At 42.6% G+C, this 19868-nt stretch carries 16 protein-coding genes, 1 tRNA gene and 1 rRNA gene; 15 read left to right on the top strand and 3 right to left on the bottom strand.

The features are described 5' to 3' along the window. Positions 1-266 precede the first annotated feature (266 nt). The 14 genes from BN8899_RS03445 to BN8899_RS03510 all read left to right on the top strand — a co-directional run bounded on the left by BN8899_RS03445 (position 267) and on the right by BN8899_RS03510 (position 17859). Positions 267-1163, top strand: coding sequence for an Rpn family recombination-promoting nuclease/putative transposase (locus BN8899_RS03445; protein ID WP_065218293.1), 897 nt, complete (start codon positions 267-269; stop codon positions 1161-1163). Between the two features lie 600 nt (positions 1164-1763). Further along, a complete protein-coding gene (locus BN8899_RS03450; protein ID WP_065218294.1) occupies positions 1764-5501 on the top strand; it encodes a PL29 family lyase N-terminal domain-containing protein in 3738 nt (1245 codons plus the stop codon). A 25-nt stretch (positions 5502-5526) separates the two neighbouring features. Further along, complete coding sequence (locus BN8899_RS03455) at positions 5527-6087, top strand: hypothetical protein (RefSeq protein ID WP_065218295.1); 561 nt, start codon at positions 5527-5529, stop codon at positions 6085-6087. Between the two features lie 188 nt (positions 6088-6275). Next, positions 6276-6938 carry a hypothetical protein gene (locus tag BN8899_RS03460; protein WP_148375247.1) on the top strand — a complete coding sequence of 221 codons (663 nt, stop codon included), beginning with the start codon at positions 6276-6278 and terminating at the stop codon, positions 6936-6938. 87 nt (positions 6939-7025) lie between these two features. Next, the gene (locus BN8899_RS03465) at positions 7026-7580 is read left to right on the top strand and encodes a hypothetical protein (RefSeq protein WP_065218297.1); all 555 of its coding nucleotides are present in this window, start codon (positions 7026-7028) and stop codon (positions 7578-7580) included. Positions 7581-8141: 561 nt separating this feature from the next. Beyond that, entirely contained in the window at positions 8142-8780 is a 639-nt protein-coding gene (locus tag BN8899_RS03470; protein ID WP_065218298.1) for a DUF6266 family protein, read from the top strand. Between the two features lie 156 nt (positions 8781-8936). Beyond that, entirely contained in the window at positions 8937-9596 is a 660-nt protein-coding gene (locus tag BN8899_RS03475) for a hypothetical protein (protein ID WP_065218299.1), read from the top strand. 166 nt (positions 9597-9762) lie between these two features. Further along, on the top strand, positions 9763-10389 hold the full coding sequence (gene folE, locus BN8899_RS03480; RefSeq protein WP_065218300.1) for a GTP cyclohydrolase I FolE: 627 nt from the start codon (positions 9763-9765) through the stop codon (positions 10387-10389). A gap of 18 nt (positions 10390-10407) precedes the next feature. Then, on the top strand, positions 10408-11283 hold the full coding sequence (fabD, locus tag BN8899_RS03485; protein ID WP_018338254.1) for an ACP S-malonyltransferase: 876 nt from the start codon (positions 10408-10410) through the stop codon (positions 11281-11283). A gap of 168 nt (positions 11284-11451) precedes the next feature. After that, positions 11452-13512 (top strand): HD family phosphohydrolase, encoded by a 2061-nt coding sequence (locus BN8899_RS03490; RefSeq protein WP_231932253.1) that lies wholly within the window; start codon positions 11452-11454, stop codon positions 13510-13512. 17 nt (positions 13513-13529) lie between these two features. Beyond that, a complete protein-coding gene (locus tag BN8899_RS03495) occupies positions 13530-14561 on the top strand; it encodes a LacI family DNA-binding transcriptional regulator (protein WP_065218301.1) in 1032 nt (343 codons plus the stop codon). A 132-nt stretch (positions 14562-14693) separates the two neighbouring features. Then, the gene (locus BN8899_RS03500; protein ID WP_018338251.1) at positions 14694-15620 is read left to right on the top strand and encodes an ATP-binding cassette domain-containing protein; all 927 of its coding nucleotides are present in this window, start codon (positions 14694-14696) and stop codon (positions 15618-15620) included. A 3-nt stretch (positions 15621-15623) separates the two neighbouring features. Continuing rightward, on the top strand, positions 15624-16346 hold the full coding sequence (locus BN8899_RS03505; RefSeq protein ID WP_018338250.1) for an ABC transporter permease: 723 nt from the start codon (positions 15624-15626) through the stop codon (positions 16344-16346). 13 nt (positions 16347-16359) lie between these two features. Continuing rightward, positions 16360-17859 carry a GldG family protein gene (locus BN8899_RS03510; protein WP_018338249.1) on the top strand — a complete coding sequence of 500 codons (1500 nt, stop codon included), beginning with the start codon at positions 16360-16362 and terminating at the stop codon, positions 17857-17859. A 6-nt stretch (positions 17860-17865) separates the two neighbouring features. On the opposite strand, the gene dapA is transcribed toward BN8899_RS03510, so the two are convergent. Together dapA and BN8899_RS03520 are read right to left on the bottom strand one after the other, a co-directional pair. After that, positions 17866-18741, bottom strand: a complete 876-nt coding sequence (dapA, locus tag BN8899_RS03515; RefSeq protein WP_065218302.1) for a 4-hydroxy-tetrahydrodipicolinate synthase — start codon at positions 18739-18741, stop codon at positions 17866-17868. A 1-nt stretch (position 18742) separates the two neighbouring features. Further along, a complete protein-coding gene (locus BN8899_RS03520) occupies positions 18743-19261 on the bottom strand; it encodes a DUF6913 domain-containing protein (protein ID WP_065218303.1) in 519 nt (172 codons plus the stop codon). A 164-nt stretch (positions 19262-19425) separates the two neighbouring features. Between BN8899_RS03520 and BN8899_RS03525 the strand changes: the two genes are divergently transcribed. Continuing rightward, positions 19426-19498, top strand: a tRNA-Arg gene (locus tag BN8899_RS03525). 245 nt (positions 19499-19743) lie between these two features. On the opposite strand, the gene rrf is transcribed toward BN8899_RS03525, so the two are convergent. Next, a 5S ribosomal RNA gene (gene rrf, locus BN8899_RS03530) occupies positions 19744-19854 on the bottom strand. Positions 19855-19868 lie beyond the last annotated feature (14 nt).

Below are 19868 nucleotides of genomic sequence, written 5' to 3' on the forward strand. Positions count from 1 at the left end.
TTCGAGAAATATACACGCGTTATCACGCTGAAAAATTCAATATTTCTCCTTCCCTTCTCTTACCCTTCCGGCAAACATCTATCGACCAACTATTGATCATTTATCCATCATCTATTGTATTCGGGAATAGATGATGGATAAATGCCCGGCAATTCATCCCCTCGTGCCAGCCGGAAGGGCAAGGGAAGTGTACAAGAATAATATCGCAATTAACGTGAATGTTCCAAAAAAATAATAACTTTGTGAGATTACTAATTGTTCGCATTATGGAATTACACGACAGGTACATACGATTTGACTGGGCCATCAAACGTCTACTCAGGAACAAAGCGAATTTCGGGGTACTCGAAGGGCTTTTAACCGTGTTGCTCAACAAAGAGATTCACATTATAGAGATTCTCGAGAGCGAGAGTAATCAACAACACGAGGATGACAAGTTTAACCGGGTCGACATCAAGGCACGCGACAACGAGGACGAGATTATCATTGTCGAGGTACAAGTTACCCGTGAACTATACTATCTCGAGCGTATCCTTTACGGGGTAGCCAAGGCGATTACCGAACATATCGAGCTAGGGCATATTTACTCGGAAGTGAAAAAAGTGTATTCTATCAGCATACTTTATTTTGACATTGGCAAGGGGGACGACTATCTCTATCACGGACAAAATTCATTCGTGGGAGTACACACCGGAGATTTATTACAGATCACAACGAAAGAAAAAGATACCATCACCCGGAGGCTTCCCTCGGAGATATTCCCCGAGTACATCCTCATCCGGCTAAACGAGTTTGACAAGGTAGCGGTAACCCCTCTGGAAGAGTGGCTCGATTACCTGAAAAACGGGCATATCCGTCCCGACACGCAAGCCCCGGGATTAGCGGAAGCCCGACAAAAATTAATCTATTACAACATGGACAAAGCAGAACGGGAAGCCTACGACCGCCATGTAGATGCCATCATGATCCAAAACGACGTGTTAGGCACAGCAAAGCTGGAAGGATTGATTGAGGGAAGAGCGGAAGGAAGAGCGGAAGGAAGAGCCGAGGGAAGGACGGAAGGTCTTATGGAAGTAGCCCGCAATCTAAAAAAAATAGGCATACCTATTAATACTATTGTGGAAAGTACCGGGCTAACCATCGAAGAGATTAACAACCTGTGATATTCCAAGTTGCCCACCCGACCGTGGCGAATGATGTAAAAAATGAAGGGTTGCCGAAAGTTGCCGGCAACCCTTCGTTTATATAAATTTTTTTCTATAGAAGATTTTTTCTACTAAACATTCGATAACATTTTTCAACAACACAAATATATTCCAACACCCCCTCTCGCTCTTTCTATCAAAGCAAATTTCGACATTCGCCTTTCGCGAAGCTAAAATAGGTTAGCCTAAATTCTTTTTATTCTAACGTTTATTATAAATTTGTGATGCGGTCACCCCCGTGAGTGTTTGTAAAATGCTAATTATTCTTTATATTTGTGAGTCGTTTAGAGAAATCGAAACGAAGACATTTTAATGAAAAGCGTTTAGTTTTATCCTTGTTTTGAAAATCGCCAGTTTTTATGCAGGAGGATAAACGGTACAAACGCTCATGCTTGCCATATATACAATTCTGTTTATATAATGGGCTAGCGTGGGGTGACTGTTTATTTCTGCAAAGGTGTTTGGCGATACCTCAAAACGGATAAACTGAGAGTTCCCACGCTATTTCTTTTATAATAATTTACCTTCAGGGAATCGGGGTTACAAAAGTATGGTTGTATGTGGAATTTATTTACTCGTTTTTTCAAGTGCCGGCACTTGATATGGCTCTCGATCCTATGCGTTGCTTTCGCGGGATGTAAAGATGATTTCGATGACAGTGAGTTACGCGACCAAATCGCGGATTTAGACGGGAGGCTAACCACCCTCGAAAAGTTGTGCGCGCAGATGAACACGAACATCTCGTCCATGCAGACGATCGTCAACGCACTGCAGCAAAATGATTACATCACGGGGGTTACCCCTATCATGGAAGGAGGCAACACCATCGGATACACGATTACGTTCATGAAAAACAAACCGATCACCATCTACCACGGGAAAGACGGGGAAAAAGGAGAAGATGGCATTACCCCACGATTCAAAATTGAAAACGGCAGGTGGATGGTATCACGGGACAACGGCAGCACGTGGGAGGATGCAGGACAAGCCACAGGCGAGCAAGGATTACCGGACATTACTTTTAAGTTAAAGATAGAAAACGGCAGATGGCTGATCTCGTGGGACAATGGCGCCACGTGGGAAGATGTAGGACAAGCTACCGGAGATCAAGGACAACAAGGGGCAGCAGGCATCACACCACAATTCAAAATCGAATTCGGGAACTGGTTCGTTTCCTTTGACCACGGGACAAACTGGAGCCTCCTAGGGCAAGCTACCGGAGATAAAGGGGAAGATGGAATAACTCCTGTTATCGGGATAAAACAAGACACGGATGGTATCTATTACTGGACATTGAATGGCACTTGGCTTTTGGATGACAATAACCAAAAAGTCAAGGCAGAAGGAACCGATGGAAAAGATGGACACCCCGGAGAAGACGGCAAACCCGGTCAGGATGGTACCCCGGGAAAAAACGGAATCACCCCGTTATTAAAGATAGAAAACGAGCACTGGTGGTTGTCCTACAACAATGGTGAAACCTGGACAGACCTCGGGCAAGCCAAAGGAGATGATGGGGAAAATTTTTTCAAAGAAATTGACAACTCATCGGATAGTTATATTATTATCACGCTGTTGGACAACACTACCATAAAACTTCCAAAACTCAATCCTCTGGAAATTCATTTTGACACGCAAGACCTTATCACCATTGCCAATAAAGGAAGCAGAGATATTCATTACACGACGAGTAATGCCGACGAGAATACTACCGTTGAAGTAATTTCTACAACAGACTTAAAAGCCAAAGTTATCGCAGAATCACCTTCGAAAGGCGTGATACATATAGAGGCACTAGGCAGCGTGGACGAATATAGTCATGTTCTAGTCTTTATCTCGGATAGCGAGTCACGAGTTACTATGGCAAAATTAACGTTTGAAGAAAGCGTGATTAAATATACTTACAACTCAAACTATGAAGTAGCACCCGAAGGAGGCATATATCCCATCCATTTCCTAACCAATACCGAATACGAGGTTATCGTTGAGGAACCCGCGACGTCATGGATTTCCGCCGCACCACAATCTCGCACCATCGAAAATCACGAGGTATCGCTCTTCATTCAACCCAACACGGGAGAATTTCGAACCGGAACAGTTATCGTGCGTGACAAGCACAGCAATATGCAATTGGCATACACGATCATGCAAACAGCACCCCTAGAAAAACAATTAAAGAAAGAACGTGAAGCCCTTATGGATTTATATAACGCTACAAATGGCACATCATGGACAAAGCAAACAAATTGGGGGAGCGATAAACCCGTTAGCGAATGGCATGGAATAAACTGTCGTAAAGATGGCACAATATATGAAATAGATTTAGGTTCAAATAATTTAAGTGGAGAACTTCCAGCAAGCATCGGAGAATTTGATAAAATTTTCTTCATTGATTTATCTGAAAATCAACTTACCGGAGCACTTCCCCAAGAAATAGGAAATTTAAAACAACTCCTTTCCCTCAAGATATCTCGTAACAATTTCACAAACTTAGATGCATTAAAACTCTGCCCAAGTATTAGTTTACTAGAAATAGGTGTCAATAAATTTAGCAATCCAGATAATTGTTTTGAGATTATCTCTCAACTCATTCATTTAGATTATCTAAGCATGTTTGGAAATGCGAATTTCTGTGGTCCCCTCCCCCCCTCAATCACCAAGATTATGGATCTTCCACTTTTGAATCATTTTGACATCAATCTGTGCGGATTCGGGGGAAACATTCCGACAGAAGTACTACAACACCCGCGTTGGAATGATTTCGTATTCCATATTCTTCCGCAAACAACAATGGATAATCAACCAATAGGTAGTTCTATCGGAGGTTTTAACATGGAAGGGATCACGTACAAAATTGCAGACTTCTCGGTGAAAGACATCAACGATGCCACGTTAGATTCTCGTGTATTAAAACAAAATAAATTAACCCTTATCTTCCCGATAACAAGCGGTAACGAGTATGGACTACGAAAAACACAAGCACTCCACAAAGATTATCGTGAAAAAGGACTTGGTATCATCTCTTTCTTCCGATTATGGACCCCACAAGATCCTGCCGAAAAGGAGGAAGAAGAAAAATGGGTGCAGGATATAATCAAAAAATATGACATGCCATGGCACAATTTCATTGAAGACAGCTACACAAATCGGATTCATAATCTTCCACGATATTGGACTTCTTCCTCTGGACCTGACAATTCCTACCCATCCGGCTGCATCATCGTGGATAGTGAAGGCTATGTACTTTACAATGCCGATATAGACGGTACGGACGGGGTGCGAGATTTTATCGAATCTATGCTTGGAAGAATTGACACCTATGAATCCACCGATTATTCTCGCGATGGAGAAATTAAAACCATCCAAACGGCTTCCCTCGGGAACGGGATTGACCTCGTGCTTTTGGGTGATGGCTTTACAGACCGAGATATCGCGGATGGCAGCTACGATCAAATAATGGAAAAAGCCGCTGAAAATTTCTTCTCCTCGGAACCGATCGCTTCTTATCGCTCCTATTTTAACGCACGCAGCGTGAAAGTCGTGTCAAAGCACGGACGATTCTCCGACGGGCACGAAACCGCCCTATCATGTAAATTCGAGGGAGGCACACTCATCACGGGAGATGATAACAAATGCATGGAATACGCCCGGAAAATAAGTAATTACGATCCGTCCCGAACAGTCATTCTCGTGGTATTAAACGACAACCGCTACGCGGGAACTTGCTACATGTATCACGCCAACAACTTGTCTATCGCTTATTGCCCGACCGTGGATGGATATTCAAGCGAACGTTTCGTCCAGATCATTAACCATGAAGCGGTCGGTCACGGGTTCGCGAAATTGGGAGATGAATACTACCACGAGCAAAATGGGGCAATTCCGGTAAATGTGATAGAAAACTATCGACAAGAGCAAACAAACGGTTGGTGGAATAACATTGATTTCACGATCAACCCGGAAGAGATCTCTTGGAAATCATTCCTGACAGACAACCGTTATCGGACCGAAAACCTCGGCATCTTCGAGGGAGCTTTAACCTACCCGCAAAACGTGTATAAATCTACGACCAACAGCATCATGAACACGAACACGGGTATCTTCAACGCCCCCAGCCGAGAAGCAATCTATAAACGCATCATGCAATTGGTCCACGGGAATGATTGGCAATATAGTTATGAAGATTTTGTTGCACAAGATTTGAAAAACATCCCGTCCGCAACCTCTAAGGCTCGTATGCCCCAAGGGGTTCCCGCGGAATTCGTTCCGTTGCATCCTCCTGTAGTGAAAAGATAGATATAACATATTAAAAAACACATTTATGAAGAAAAAACCGACTGTATTTATTCGAGATGGTCAAGTCAGAAGTTACGAAGACCCATTGCGTCGTCTTGCTCCTGTAGAGAAGATGAAGTCTACGAAAACAAAGGAAGCAAGCGATTCTAATGAAGTAGAGAAAAAAAATTCTAATGCAACACCTTATTCAAAAGAGACTCCATCTCGTGGCAAGAAACGCCCATCATACAAGGCGCTTTATTTCATTTGTGTGATTGTGCTTATAAATATACTATCAGACAACCTATCAATGATAAGTGAAGCATTGACCGAGAAACTATCAATGATAAGTGAACTATTGACCGAGAAACCATCAACAATAGTCAGGCTATCGACGGAAGAACTATCCAAAGAAATTAGAAAAGAAATGTCTAAAAATTTTCGCGCTGAAAATTTAGATGTAAAAATCGCAGACTTCATCTTAGTTCACAAAAGTGGAAATATTTATACTGGCATACTCGAAACGATAGAACCTGAGGGGAAGTTTAGTTATGATGTAGAAGTGATATATGATGGCAATTCTTATAAATACACGATAGAACCATAGTAATCCAATAATTATCACGTTATGAATCTGTAAGATATTTTATATAGAAACAGGAAAAGCCTTAACGAGCGAAGACGCTTGAAGGCTTTTAGCGTTATGGATTATAGCCATTGTTCTAGCGATTTTTAATAAGATTCAAGTAAACGTACATAATCAAGACCAAGAATACATATTCAAATTTTGAAATTATGAAAAGAATATTATTTGTTTTCGTTGTTTGTTGCATGACAAGTGCTTGCACGCATAAAGGTGAAATCGGTTTAATTTTATTACAAAATAAAATTGATTCTCTAGAGAATTGTGTGAGAGTTTTGAGTATCGAAAAAGATAGTCTTTCAAAGATTGCTTCTCGCTGGGAGTATGGACGGGATTCATATCTTTATGCAAATGATTATCCCGGAGGTAATTCAATGTCTTGGAGATGGGAAGTTTCTCTTTCTCAGTTGAAGTTTGAAGAAGATGTGTTTGATAAGAGATTGGTAGAAATTTCTAAAGAAAGTGAACATTATAAATATCATGATGGTTGTGTGTCTTCACTTAGGAATAATTACACGTTGCCTGAACATTCTCGTTTTTTTGTAGTTGACACAGATTTTGAAGTTGACAGGTTTAATTACTTTATGTCGGTGGTCATGGTTAATACAATAGCAGATATCGTGCGTCGTAAAGCGACAGAATTAGTATGGAAAGAGAAAGATATATCCAGGGTGGAAGCCAGCTACTTGATAAATGATTGTGTCGGTTTATTATACAAGAAAATGTATTCTACATATAATGGTGACTATAAAAAGGCAACAGAAGAGAGAATAAAAATTTTTAATTACTATATGGATGTTGAAGACTTATGGTAAGTCGTGCTAAAGTTGCACGAGATCAGCAATATTTTTATTGATTCGTGGTAGGTTAAGATTAATCACTAATTGCGTAAAATGAAAGTTATGGAAAAAGGGTTAGTTTCATTAATTGTTGTTGGTATTGGTATACTATTAATAGGTGGGACCTTGTTGTTCTTCCACGGATTGAACAGGCGTATACTTAAACAAGAATTTCATTACGATACACTTTTTGTGCAGTCACCGACTTCACAAAATATCGTTCCTAAAGTGATCAAAACTTCTTCGCGAAAGATATCCCCTCTTCAAGAAAAACAAGAATTTCATAATGCCGATATAGAAAAAGCTTTAAAAAAAGGGATGAAAATTATTAAAACGGGGTTGTTAGAACAAGGATTCACGGAAAAAATGGCTGCATTTTATATTGGTAAATGGAATACAACTTTGCAACTTCTATTAGCTGTAGGGAAAGCAGAACCCCCAAAAGAGGGAAAAAAGCTTGAGAATTTATTAAAAGAGAATCAAGAAAAATTCCAAAGAGAAAAAATAGAAAAAGGACTATCAATGCTTTTGTACCTTGCCGTTAATGGTGATCCTAACAGCTTCTGGGATTCAATAGTAATGTTGTACGGGGCTATCGCATTAGGAACATATTATTAATAGCCTGAAAACGGCATAGGGTATACAGGAAAAAATATTTCAGCGAAACGCTCACTACTGGAGATGTTTCGCTGAAATACATAAAACGGTCCTGAACAACATTTTTATCCAAAACGAAGCACATCTCCCCCTTCCCGCAACACGAAGAATCATACACCGTACAATCCACAATTTTTTCTCAACATTACTTCCAAATCAACCACAAAATTCATGATAGAAATAAACACATGATTCGGGGTAAAAAATATCGGCTTTCCGAGAAAAGTAGCAAAAACTCGACGCAAAGAATGTGAATGTTTTCCAATTTGTGCAATTCACACAAAAACAACAAAAATTTAACATCAAACAATGAATTGAATTTTAGTGATTTACACGTTTAAAAACTCAAAACGCTCCTCACAAAAACTTCGCGAAAAAAGTGTCGACTTCTTATATATCTATTTGGAAAGAATTCATTTTTCAGATACCTCAAAAAGAGGTTATGAAGATTGAATTTTAATCCCTCTCGTCCAAGTGAGTTGGAGGGAGAAAAAATTATATAATTTCTAATTTTTTCATAGTATGGGAAAAATTACTCCAGATCCAATAGCTAACTATTGGGGGCGTATTGGTAAGATCTCTTACTACATACGCGAATGCGAGAACATGGCTCGCAAAAGTTCATCTGCCGGAAAAGCTTCCGATTCCCCGGCAGCCGTTGCACAACGGATGAAGTTCGGAAGGTTGATTAAACTATCCCGGGAACTTGCCCCGGCAATCAAACTCGGGTTTCCCCAACGCAAGAGAGGACAATCGTCGGCAAACACCTTCACGTCCTTGAACAAAGGGATTTGCACAGTGGAAGGCGATGCCGTAACCGTGGACTACGAGCAATTGCTATGCGCGCAAGGATCGCTCACGGAACCGGACGTCACCGCCACGTACAACGCTTCGACTTCAAAAATCGTGTTCGAGAACACGAGCATGGGAGACTTCGCGTATTGTAACGCGGACGACAAGACGTACGGGGTGCTGGTGAACACCCTACGAGGTGGATGCCGGGTGATTCCTCTTCGCGAACGAGGGGAAAGCGGTTCGACAAGCGCCACTCTCCCGGCAAAGTGGGAAAAAGAACACGTGAAAGTGTACGTTTTCGCCACGAGCGCAAACGGGAAAATGGCTTCTCCATCTGTCTGCATCACGCTGGCAGAAGAGGCTTAACGCTAGAGAGGGGGCTCCCCCCCCTCTAGTTTATAAAGTTCATAAAGTTGAACCTCCGGTTCCTAAAGTTTATAAAGTTTCAAATATCACAAGCTTATGGTTCATCATATTATCACTACTTTATATCTCATTGTCAAATATTTAAATTATTGTATTATGAAAGTAAAAGATTTTATCAACGGACTATTCCAAGGAAGACACAACAACCTTATTTTCTACACGAGGGGCGACGAAACGTATGTCCGGCGGTATGCCATTCCCGGTAAAAAACGGAAATGGGAAATCGAGGGACGCAGTCCCAAGCAGCGCGCCGTGGCGATACGCTTCAAGGCGGTACAAGTTTTTTACATGACGTTCGCCAAACAGGTGTCGCCCGAGATCTGGCGCATAGCGGCAAAAGCAAAGGGACGATATGCCTCGAACATGTTTTTTTCGAAGAATTTTCACTGCTTCGGGGATGAAGGGGAAATCGTCGATTTCGAGAATTTCAAGTTCACAGCAGGGGCTTTACCTCTCCCCTGGAATCTGGAAATAACCGGGGAAGGTCCTCTATTCAAGGTCACGTGGCAAGAAGAACGGACATGGAAAACCGTGGCAGAAACGGACAGATTACAAATCGGGGTATTATACGACAACGATCCCCGTATACCCCGGGTCGCCATCCAGGTGAAAGGAAGACGCGGAGAATTGCATGGAGAATTTGCCCTCGACTCATCCATCGGGAAAAAGGCGCACGTGTACATTTTCTTCCGCGACGAAACCGGCACCAAGTTCTCCGCCAGCCAACACGTTCACGTGGAAATAAATTCATTATAACATGAATAAAAACTCGATCCATGAAATTCCAACGGGAAATTTCCCGTTGGAATTTCCTTACTATTCCGGTTCCCAATTTTCAATTCTCGATTATTATATTTTACTTTGTACCGAATTTTTCATTACTGACACGAGTGATAAATCAAGCACATAAAAGAGAGTTTGAATGAAATACACGGAATTGGATGACAGCGAAGAATTCTACCGCAAAGTAGAATACTACAACAAAACAAAGACCGAACAATTAAGTTTCCATTATAAAGAAATACTGAAACTGTTGGGCGAAGACCCCGACAGGGAAGGTTTGGTAAAAACCCCTTACCGCGTGGCAAAAGCCATGCAATTCATGACAAGGGGGTATCACGAGAACCCGGAGGAAATCCTGCGGTCGGCTCTCTTCAAGGAAGATTACCGCCAGATGGTCATCGTGAAAAACATCGAGATTTATTCCATGTGCGAACATCATATGCTACCTTTTATCGGGCAGGCACACGTGGCGTATATCCCGAACGGGTACATCACCGGCTTGAGCAAAATTGCACGGGTGGTGGAAGCCTTTTCCAGAAGACTGCAAGTACAGGAGAGATTAACGAACGACATAAAGAACTGCATCCAGAACACCCTCAACCCCTTGGGCGTTGCCGTGGTGATCGAAGCACAGCACATGTGCATGATGATGCGGGGTGTGCAAAAACAAAACTCGGTGACAACGACTTCCGACTTCAGCGGTGCGTTCGAGAAACTCGCCACGCGGGAGGAGTTTATCCGATTAATTAGTAACAAATTTCATTAAGAAATAAACAAAACGAGTATGAAAAAAGCATTTGTTTTCCCAGGACAGGGAGCCCAATTCGTGGGAATGGGTAAAGATTTATATGAAAACTCCCCCGAGGCAAAAGAATTATTTGAGAAAGCGAACGAAATATTAGGATTCCGCATCACGGACTTGATGTTTAACGGAACCGACGAAGACTTGAAACAAACCAAGGTAACCCAGCCGGCAATATTCCTTCACTCCGTGATTTTAGCCAAATCACTGAACGAAAAACCGGATATGGTAGCCGGGCACTCGCTCGGGGAATTCTCCGCGCTCGTGGCTAATGGTGCACTTTCATTCGAAGACGGATTACGCCTGGTACACGCCAGAGCTCTCGCCATGCAGAAAGCCTGCGAGGCAACTCCTTCCACGATGGCAGCCATCCTCGGGTTACCGGATGAAACAGTTGAAAACGTACTCGCCGAAATCGACGAAGTTGTCGTGGCAGCCAACTACAACTGTCCCGGACAAATCGTGATCTCCGGCTCCATGGAAGGCATCGCCACCGCTTGCGAAAAATTAAAAGCGGCAGGGGCTAAACGGGCTCTCCCGTTGAAAGTAGGTGGAGCGTTCCACTCTCCCCTCATGGAGCCCGCCCGGCAGGAATTGGCAGACGCGATCAAGAACACGCATTTCTCCAAGCCCTCTTGCCCGGTTTATCAAAACGTGAACGCGAAACCCGTGTCCGACCCGGAAGAGATCAAACAAAACCTAATCGACCAGTTGACGGCATCCGTGCGCTGGACTCAAACCGTGCAGAATATGCTGGCTGACGGGGCTTCTTCATTCCTTGAAATCGGTCCCGGAAACGTTCTTCAAGGCTTAATCAAAAAAGTAAGCTCCAACGTAGAAACCGCGGGAATACAATAAGCATTATTTGCCCATGGCAAATATTACTGGTTGCAGGTTAAACACGAACTTGTAACTTGCAGGGCCGAAGGCTCAACTTGTAACCTGCAACAATTTTAAAGCCTCCCGATAGGAGGCTTTAAAATTTTATTATATCTTTGAACAAAGATAATTCTATAACAATCGGATATGCTAAGTAATAAAAATAAAAAGCATCGTACTATTCAACACGTGTTCAAAATCAGTACGATCGTTATTATCTGCGGTATAATCGTTTTGCTACTTCCCAAAATAGAGGGGTTCAAATATTCTTACCAAAAAGGAATGCCGTGGAAATACGAAACGTTGATCGCCCCCATTGACTTCCCGCTACACAAAAGTTCAGAAGAAATCACCGCCGAAATCGAAAAAATACGGGAAGAACAACCTCCCATTTTCAATTACACGGAAGGAAGTTCGGAAGTACAAATCAACAAATTCGCCGAGAAAATAAGCGAATATAAAACCACAAACAACGGAAACGACATCAACAAAATCGTCAACAAGTTGCGGGATATATACTCCCAAGGGATTCTTTTGATGCCGGAAAAATTGAACACCAACAAAATTAAAAACATATTGATCGTCAAGGACGGTATCGCCAGGGAGGAGAAATTCGCCAATGTTTACACGCTGAAACAAGCGTACGAAACCCTCGTTGAATACGTGAAAAGTCTGCATTTGGCGACATCGACAGAGGAAAAGATACTCAGCATGGGATTGAATAACTATATCAACCCGAACTTGGAATACGACCTCTCCAAAACAGCCCTAGCTGTCGAAAGCAGTATCAAAAACATCACGCCCACCCAAGGCATGGTGAACAAAGGGGATATCATTATCTCGAAAAACGATCTGGTCACGCCCGAGGTATATAAAGTATTGGAATCCTTCCGGATAGAACACGAGCAAAGTCTAGGTTCAACCGTGGACAGGATCAGAATCACCGCGGCTCAAACCATCCTGACACTGATAGCGATACTCAGCTTCTCGATATTTCTTTACATATCCCGGAAAAGATTGTTCTATAACACGAAAGACTTCTTTTTCCTGTACAGCATGTTCTTGTTGACGATAGCCGTTGGAAGTATCAGTTATTTCCAAAACATTAACATACTTGCCATTCCGGTCTTATTTTTCCCGATTATCGTGAATATACTGTTTGGCACACGCCCGGCGCTCTATTTGCTATTAGGAACCACCATGCTGATCTCGTACTATGCCCCGAACAACTACATGTACTTCTTCATGCAGATTTCGGCAGGCATCGTGGCAATGTTCAGCCTCTCCCACCTGCAACGCCGGTCACAACTATTCATCGCGCTAGCGTTGATATTCGTGACCTACGTGCTCGTTTACGGGGCATTCACGCTCATACAAGAAGGGACGTTCTCTCCGAAACACTTCTTCGCGATACTCTTGTTGTTAATCAACACGGCATTATTAAGTTTGATATATCCCGCCCTATACCTCGTGGAAAAACTTTTCGGGTACACCTCGGAAATTAGTTTGTTGGAATTTTCCAACCCAAACCATCCCGTGCTACGTAACCTCACGAAAAAAGCACCGGGCACCTTCCAACATTCCCTCATGGTTGCCAACCTGGCGGAAGAAGCGATATATCATATCGGTGGCAGCCCGCTGTTGGCACGTACCGGGGCATTATACCACGACATTGGGAAGACCTACAACCCGATCATGTTCATCGAGAACCAAACGGGAGGACTCAACCCGCACAGTTCCCTGGATTTTGACGAGAGCGCCCAAATCATCATCGGACACGTCACCCAAGGTTTGGAACTTGCTAACAAATACAAATTGCCGGAAGCAATCAAGAACTTTATTCGCACGCATCACGGCAAAAGCAAGGTGAAATATTTCTACTACTCATTCAAGAACAAATACCCGGATCGGGAAATAGACGAATCGCTATTCACCTATCCCGGACCCGACCCGGTGAAAAAAGAATGCGCCGTGGTGATGATGGCAGATGCCGTGGAAGCCGCTTCCCGTGCGTTGGAAGTAAAGGACGAGGAAAACCTGACAAACCTGGTAAACAATCTTATAGACGGTATGCTCCAGGAAGGCAGATTCGCCAACGCAGACTTGACATTCAAAGATATTTCCACCGTGAAACGGGTATTCACCGAGATGTTGATAAACGTCTTCCATGCCCGGATAGCCTACCCGAAATTACAAAAAAAGTCGTGACCTAAACATATTCATATATGACAACACAAAAGCCAATAACGATCAAAGACATTGCCGAAAAACTAAAGATTTCAGTATCCACAGTTTCCCGCGCATTGAAAGACAATCATGAAATCAGCGCAAAAACCCGCAAGAAAGTACAGGATTTAGCCAAGCAACTCGGGTATAGACCCAACCCACTTGCCGTCGCGCTGAAAACACACAAAAGCCACTCTATCGGGGTTATCGTGCCCCAGATCGTGAGTACGTTCTACGCCACCGTGGTAAAAACAATCGAGGAAGTTGCAGATGGTTACGGGTACAATGTTTTGGTTATCTCCTCGAACGAAAATTTCCAGAAAGAACAAAAGAGCGTGGATGTATTACTGGCAAACCGGGCAGACGGCATCATCATGGCATTATCCCATGAAACAAAAGAATTCGACCACGTGAAACAGATCCAAGAATCCGGAATCCCCGTGGTTCTATTCGATCGTACAACAAGCTCCGTCGAGGGAGTATCGAGAGTTGTCACGGATGGGGTAACTGCCGCATTTCAAGCAATCCAACACCTTATATCGGTAGGCTGCAAGAAAATAGCCATTCTAACCGGACCGGAGCAAATCACAATTGGCGGGAATCGTATGAAAGGCTACCTGAAAGCATTGGAGACCAACAATATCCCGATAAAAGAATGCTATATCCGTCACTGCTCGGACTTCACCGTGCAAGCCGGTAAAGAAGCTACACTACAAATACTCGAAATGAGAGAAAGACCGGACGCCATATTTGGCATCACGGACGACCTGGCAATCGGGGCTATCGAAGCCATAAAAGAAAAAGGATACAATATCCCGGAAGACATTGCCGTGGTTGGATTCTCGAACACGAAACGTTCCCGGTACATGAATCCCACGGTAAGCTCTATCAACCAATTCCCGGAAAAGATTGGAAAAACCGCAGCAGAATTACTGTTCGAGCAAATCACGAACAGCAGGCACGCCAGGGTAAGAAAAGAGGTCGTCAATTGCGAATTGATCGTGAGAGAATCCTCCGACAAACATAATTAAATTATAACGGGTTCAAATGTAAAAACTTAACACCATTGATTAAAACGTTGTTAATTACTCGGTTAAAGATTATTAAAGCGGCAAATCATAGGTTTGAATGACTATTTTTGTAGAAATAAATAACAGCAGCCCATGGACGTCATTGTGGAAAAATTAAAAAAGTCTTTCGAGGGACATATTGCCGTGGATTCCATCTCTTTCAAAGCAAAGAGAGGAGAAATTCTTGGGCTATTAGGTCCTAACGGGGCAGGCAAAACAACCACGATGCAGATACTATCCGGGTACCTCTTGCCCGATCGAGGGAACATTAATTTCGGCGATTATTCCATCTGGAAACAAGCGGGCAAGATCAAAAAGGTTATTGGATACCTCCCGGAACACAATCCGCTGTACTCGGAAATGAACGTCATCGAGTTTTTGTTTTTCATCGGGAAGCTCCAGGATATCCCGAAATACAAAATGACGTCACGGGTTCTTGACATGATCCGCTTGTGTGGATTGGATAACGAAAAACACAAGAAGATACACGAACTGTCCAAAGGGTATCGACAACGCGTGGGAATAGCTCAAGCGCTCATCCACGACCCGGAAGTGGTTATCCTCGATGAACCGACGACAGGACTCGATCCGAACCAGATTTTCGGCATCCGGAAAATCATCAAAACCATCGGGCAGGACAAAACCGTGATCCTAAGTTCTCACATTCTATCCGAGATAGAAACCACTTGCGATCAGGTAATGATCATGAGCAACGGCAAAATCGTGGCAAACGGCACAACATCCGAACTTCGTAGGAAATCCGACTCGGACTACAGCCTGAAACTAGGAATCAAGGGTGACAGCATCCCCGTCATTCACGATGCGTTATGCTCGCTTCCGAATGTTTTACACGTGGAGCTCATTCAGGAGCAAAACTTCGAGCTCCAATGTAAACCTGAAGTAGAAATTGAAAGAACTATTTTTGACCTTTGTCGGGAACACAATTGGTATATCAGCGAACTGACTCCCGTGCAGACTAGGTTGGAAGATATATTTCGCGAAGTCACTCAAAACGAATAATTCATGAGCGCAGTTAATGTCATCATAGATAAAGAATTAAAGGTCGCTTTCAACTCATTGGCAACCTACATCATCTACACGGTTTTCTTTTGTATCACCGGATTCATTTGCTGGTTCTCGTGGAAAAACGTGTTCTATTCCGGACAAGCCTCCTTGAACTACTTGTTTAACGTGTTCTACTGGACGCTCTTTTTAATGATTCCCGTTCTCACCATGAAAAGCATATCAGATGAACGGAAAGACGGAACTTTCGAACTTTTGTTCACGAAACCGATCAAACCGTGGCAATTCCTTTGTGGCAAATTCTTCGCGATACTCCTGCAAATCATATTTTGCCTGGTGTTGACACTACCCTACTATATCACGCTGACTTCTCTCGGGCACGTGGATCACGCCGCCGGAATTTGTGGCTACCTGGGATTAATTTTGGTCAGCGGTTGCTATATCAGCATGGGAATATTCGCATCTTCATTGACTTCGAATACCGTCGTCGCCTTCTTCCTATCCTTTGCTATCGGGATCTGGTTCCAATTCCTTTTCGAATTTATTGCAGAATTATTCAACTCCGGTTTCTTGGCAGCTTTTTTCACGTATCTATCCATGGGAGAACACTTCGATGCCATACCCCGCGGGGTAATTGACACCAAAGACTTTGTATATTTTATCAGTATTACAACCATATTCCTTGCCTTGGCAAGGTACTTTATCAGTAGAACCCGAGCTTAATATTTGACCCGTGATGAAAAACAGATTTATATACAACCCCACTTTCCTGATTTTATCACTCGTTGCGATAAATATTATCTCCTATTTTGTCTTTATCAGAATAGACCTCACGAGCAATAAGAAATATTCCTTGAGCCCCGTGAGTAAAAACATGGTAAAGAATATCGACAAGGATGTCACCGTGACCCTCTTCATGTCTGAAGGGCTTTCCCAGGATAAAATGAAAATGGGACGGGAATTCAAACATTTATTGAAAGAATACAAAACACTTAGTAACAAGGCATTCACTATCAACACCATTGTCCCGGACAACGATTCGAAAAAACTTCTTGCTCTTGAATCCGGCATACACCCCTTCCTACAAGAAAGCACGGAAAAGGATATGGCAAAAATTCAAAAAATCTACTTTGGAGCTGTTATACAAATCGATAATAAAAGATCGGTTATCCCGATTATCAGCCAGCATACCCCATTCGAATACGAAGTCACCCGTATGCTAAAAGAAGCATGCGACACCACAAAACCGACCATCGGTTTCTTACGGGGACACAATGAAACATTACTAGATAATATCAAACAAATCAGGCATGAACTTTCCCGGAATGCACATGTAGAACCTATGCTCATTGACCCGTTCATCGACCTGAACGAGTACAAGGTGATCTGTATCGTGGGGCCGAAAGACACTTATAGCAAGGAGGAAATAAAGCAACTTCAACAATACCTGAAACAAGGAGGAAGATTATTCATTGCCTTACACCATGCCATAGGACAAATCACCACGAACCAAAATAACGGTTTCATCAATCGTGTCGGTCTTGAGGATATGTTACAAGAATTTGGGCTTAAAATCAATTACGATTTCGTGGTAGACAACTATTGTGGACGGATTCGGGTACAATCACCAGGACCTTTTTTCCGGTATCATGACGAACTTACATTTCCGTACATGCCTACTATTCAAAAATTTAGCTCTCACGTGATAACAAACGGGTTGAATGCCATCTCCCTACTATTCGCGAGCAGTATCACCACCGTGAAAACCACATCTTCTTATACTTTTACCTCATTAGCAAGGACTTCCCCAATATCCGGGGTTCAAGAAGTACCCGTGTTCTTTGATCTTCAAAAAACATGGACAAAACATGACTACAATCGTCCCAACAGCACCGTGGCAGCCTTGTTGAATAATGAAGATGATAAAAGTGCCATTATTGTCGTTTCAAACGCCAGTTTCATGGAAGACAACGATTATGACGCACTTCTGCTGGATAACATCAGGTTTGCCATAAACTCTATCGAATGGTTGGCAGATGATTCCGGTTTAATCAAACTCAGGAACAAATACATCGTGAACCAAACTTTGGAACCGGTAAGCAATTCTTACCGGACATTCCTGAAGTATTTCAACTTCTTCTTACCGATCGTGATTATTTTGGGAATCGCACTATTTCAATACCGACGTTACAAGATCAAACGGCTAAGACGTTCCCAGGCAGGATATATCGATTAGGTGATATTACTCACCTAATCGTTTAAACTTCTGGTATAAAGTATCACTAACCTCACACAAAGGAGCCCGTAGTCTTTGACTGGCAATAACACCTTTCACGTGTAAAGCTGCCTTTACTCCTGCTGGATTTCCCTCTTCAAAAAGTGCCTTGAACATCTCCCCCAATTTCAAGTGGATATCCTTTGCCTCCCTGAATTCTCCTTCCAAAGCCAAATGCACCATAGAAGTAAACTCGTGTGGCATTACATTCGCGATTACCGATATTACCCCGCTTCCTCCAATAGAAACCAGTGGCAGAGCTATCCCATCGTCGCCAGACAAGAAAATAAAATTCTCAGGCATCCCGGCTATAATAGATGTAGCCTGTTCAAAATTTCCAGAAGCTTCTTTGATAGCAATAATATTCTCAAAATCATGAGCCAGCCGCAGAGTGATCGCTGCCGTCATGTTCACGGAAGTACGCCCCGGGACATTATACAAGATTACAGGTAGGGGAGAATGCTCGGCAATAGCCTTAAAATGATTGTAAAGCCCCTGCTGGGAAGGTTTGTTATAATAAGGAGTAACGCTCAATATTGCATCCCCCTGCTTCAAATAAGGCAATGTGGCAAGCTCCTGCACCACCTGAGCCGTATTATTTCCCCCAACTCCCAGAACGATTGGCAGTCGTCCGGCATTCTCTTCCACGATCACGCCCACGACATAAGCTCTTTCCTCTGCCGTCATCGTCGCAGCCTCGGAGGTTGTACCCAAAGCCACCAGATAATCGACACCACCGTCTATCACGTAATTTACCAAGTTCCTTAAAGAACTCTCATCTATATTTCCTATTTCGTCAAATGGGGTGACCAAAGCAACTCCTACTCCCGAAAACTTTTTCATTTCAATACGTATTTATCTTTGTGAATAACTTGAATAAACGATCAATAAAAATGTCTACACGCTGAACGTTAGCAAAAACGATATCATGCTCTATCCCTTCCCTAGGCATACCAACTTTACAAGCAGTCTTTGCGTATCGTACGATATAATCCCCCAAAATGTCTGGCTTCACGGATAAGTCGATAAATAATCCGTCTTTTCTCTCTAGCAATTCCTTCAATTTCATATCTCGGAATTTTCCTCCATAGAAAATAGAAGCTTCATCGGTATATAAGACCTTCTCCACACGTTCAAACACAGATTTAGACTGCCGTATAAAAGAAAGCAAGTAGACATTCATATGCTTTGCCAATAGTTTCTGGATTCGTTCTATTTCTGTCCAAGAAACATCTTCAGCTATCCAAAACAATGTACATTCCTTTACCGCCTCTAAATTCTGAAACGCCAATATCCTCTCGTCTTTGACAACCATATTTTTGATATGATGCTTCTTGAGTCTTTCTGTTATGTATTTAAGCATATTCTTTATCTGTACTTGAACAACCTAACACAAAAGTAGTAATAAAAACTATACGCACCTCCCTTTGTTATTTTTCAAACATAAAAAAAAGTATTTGAAAAAAAAGCTCTAAACTCTTGCATAAACAAAGAACATTCTCTACCTTTGCCACGCAAAATAAACAAGGACTCGTAGCTTAATGGATAGAGCACTTGGTTACGGCCCAAGAGGTTGTGGGTTCGACTCCCGCCGAGTTCACAAAAATCCCTTGAAAGACATCTTTCGAGGGATTTTTTGTATCTACACTCCTTATCAGCATTGCCGACTTCTCCTCTATAAACAGAAGAAAAGCTAGTGTCAAAATAAAGCGTCGGAACAAACAGAGAAATCATCAAATCAAAAGATCGGATTGTATTGGGATATATTTTAAAGAGGTGCTTTTTTAGAGCAAGAATTAAAATTCAAACAAAAAAGAGCGAGTCATTTGAACTCGCTCTCTCTAAATTTGGCATCGACCTACTCTCCCACCTTTCGGCAGTACCATCGGCGCTAACGGGCTTAACTTCTCTGTTCGGGATGGGAAGAGGTGGATCACCGTCGCTATAGACACCGTTTAATAAAATTGAAA

This window comes from Butyricimonas sp. Marseille-P2440 (assembly GCF_900091675.1).
GTDB classification, from domain to species: Bacteria; Bacteroidota; Bacteroidia; order Bacteroidales; family Marinifilaceae; genus Butyricimonas; species Butyricimonas synergistica.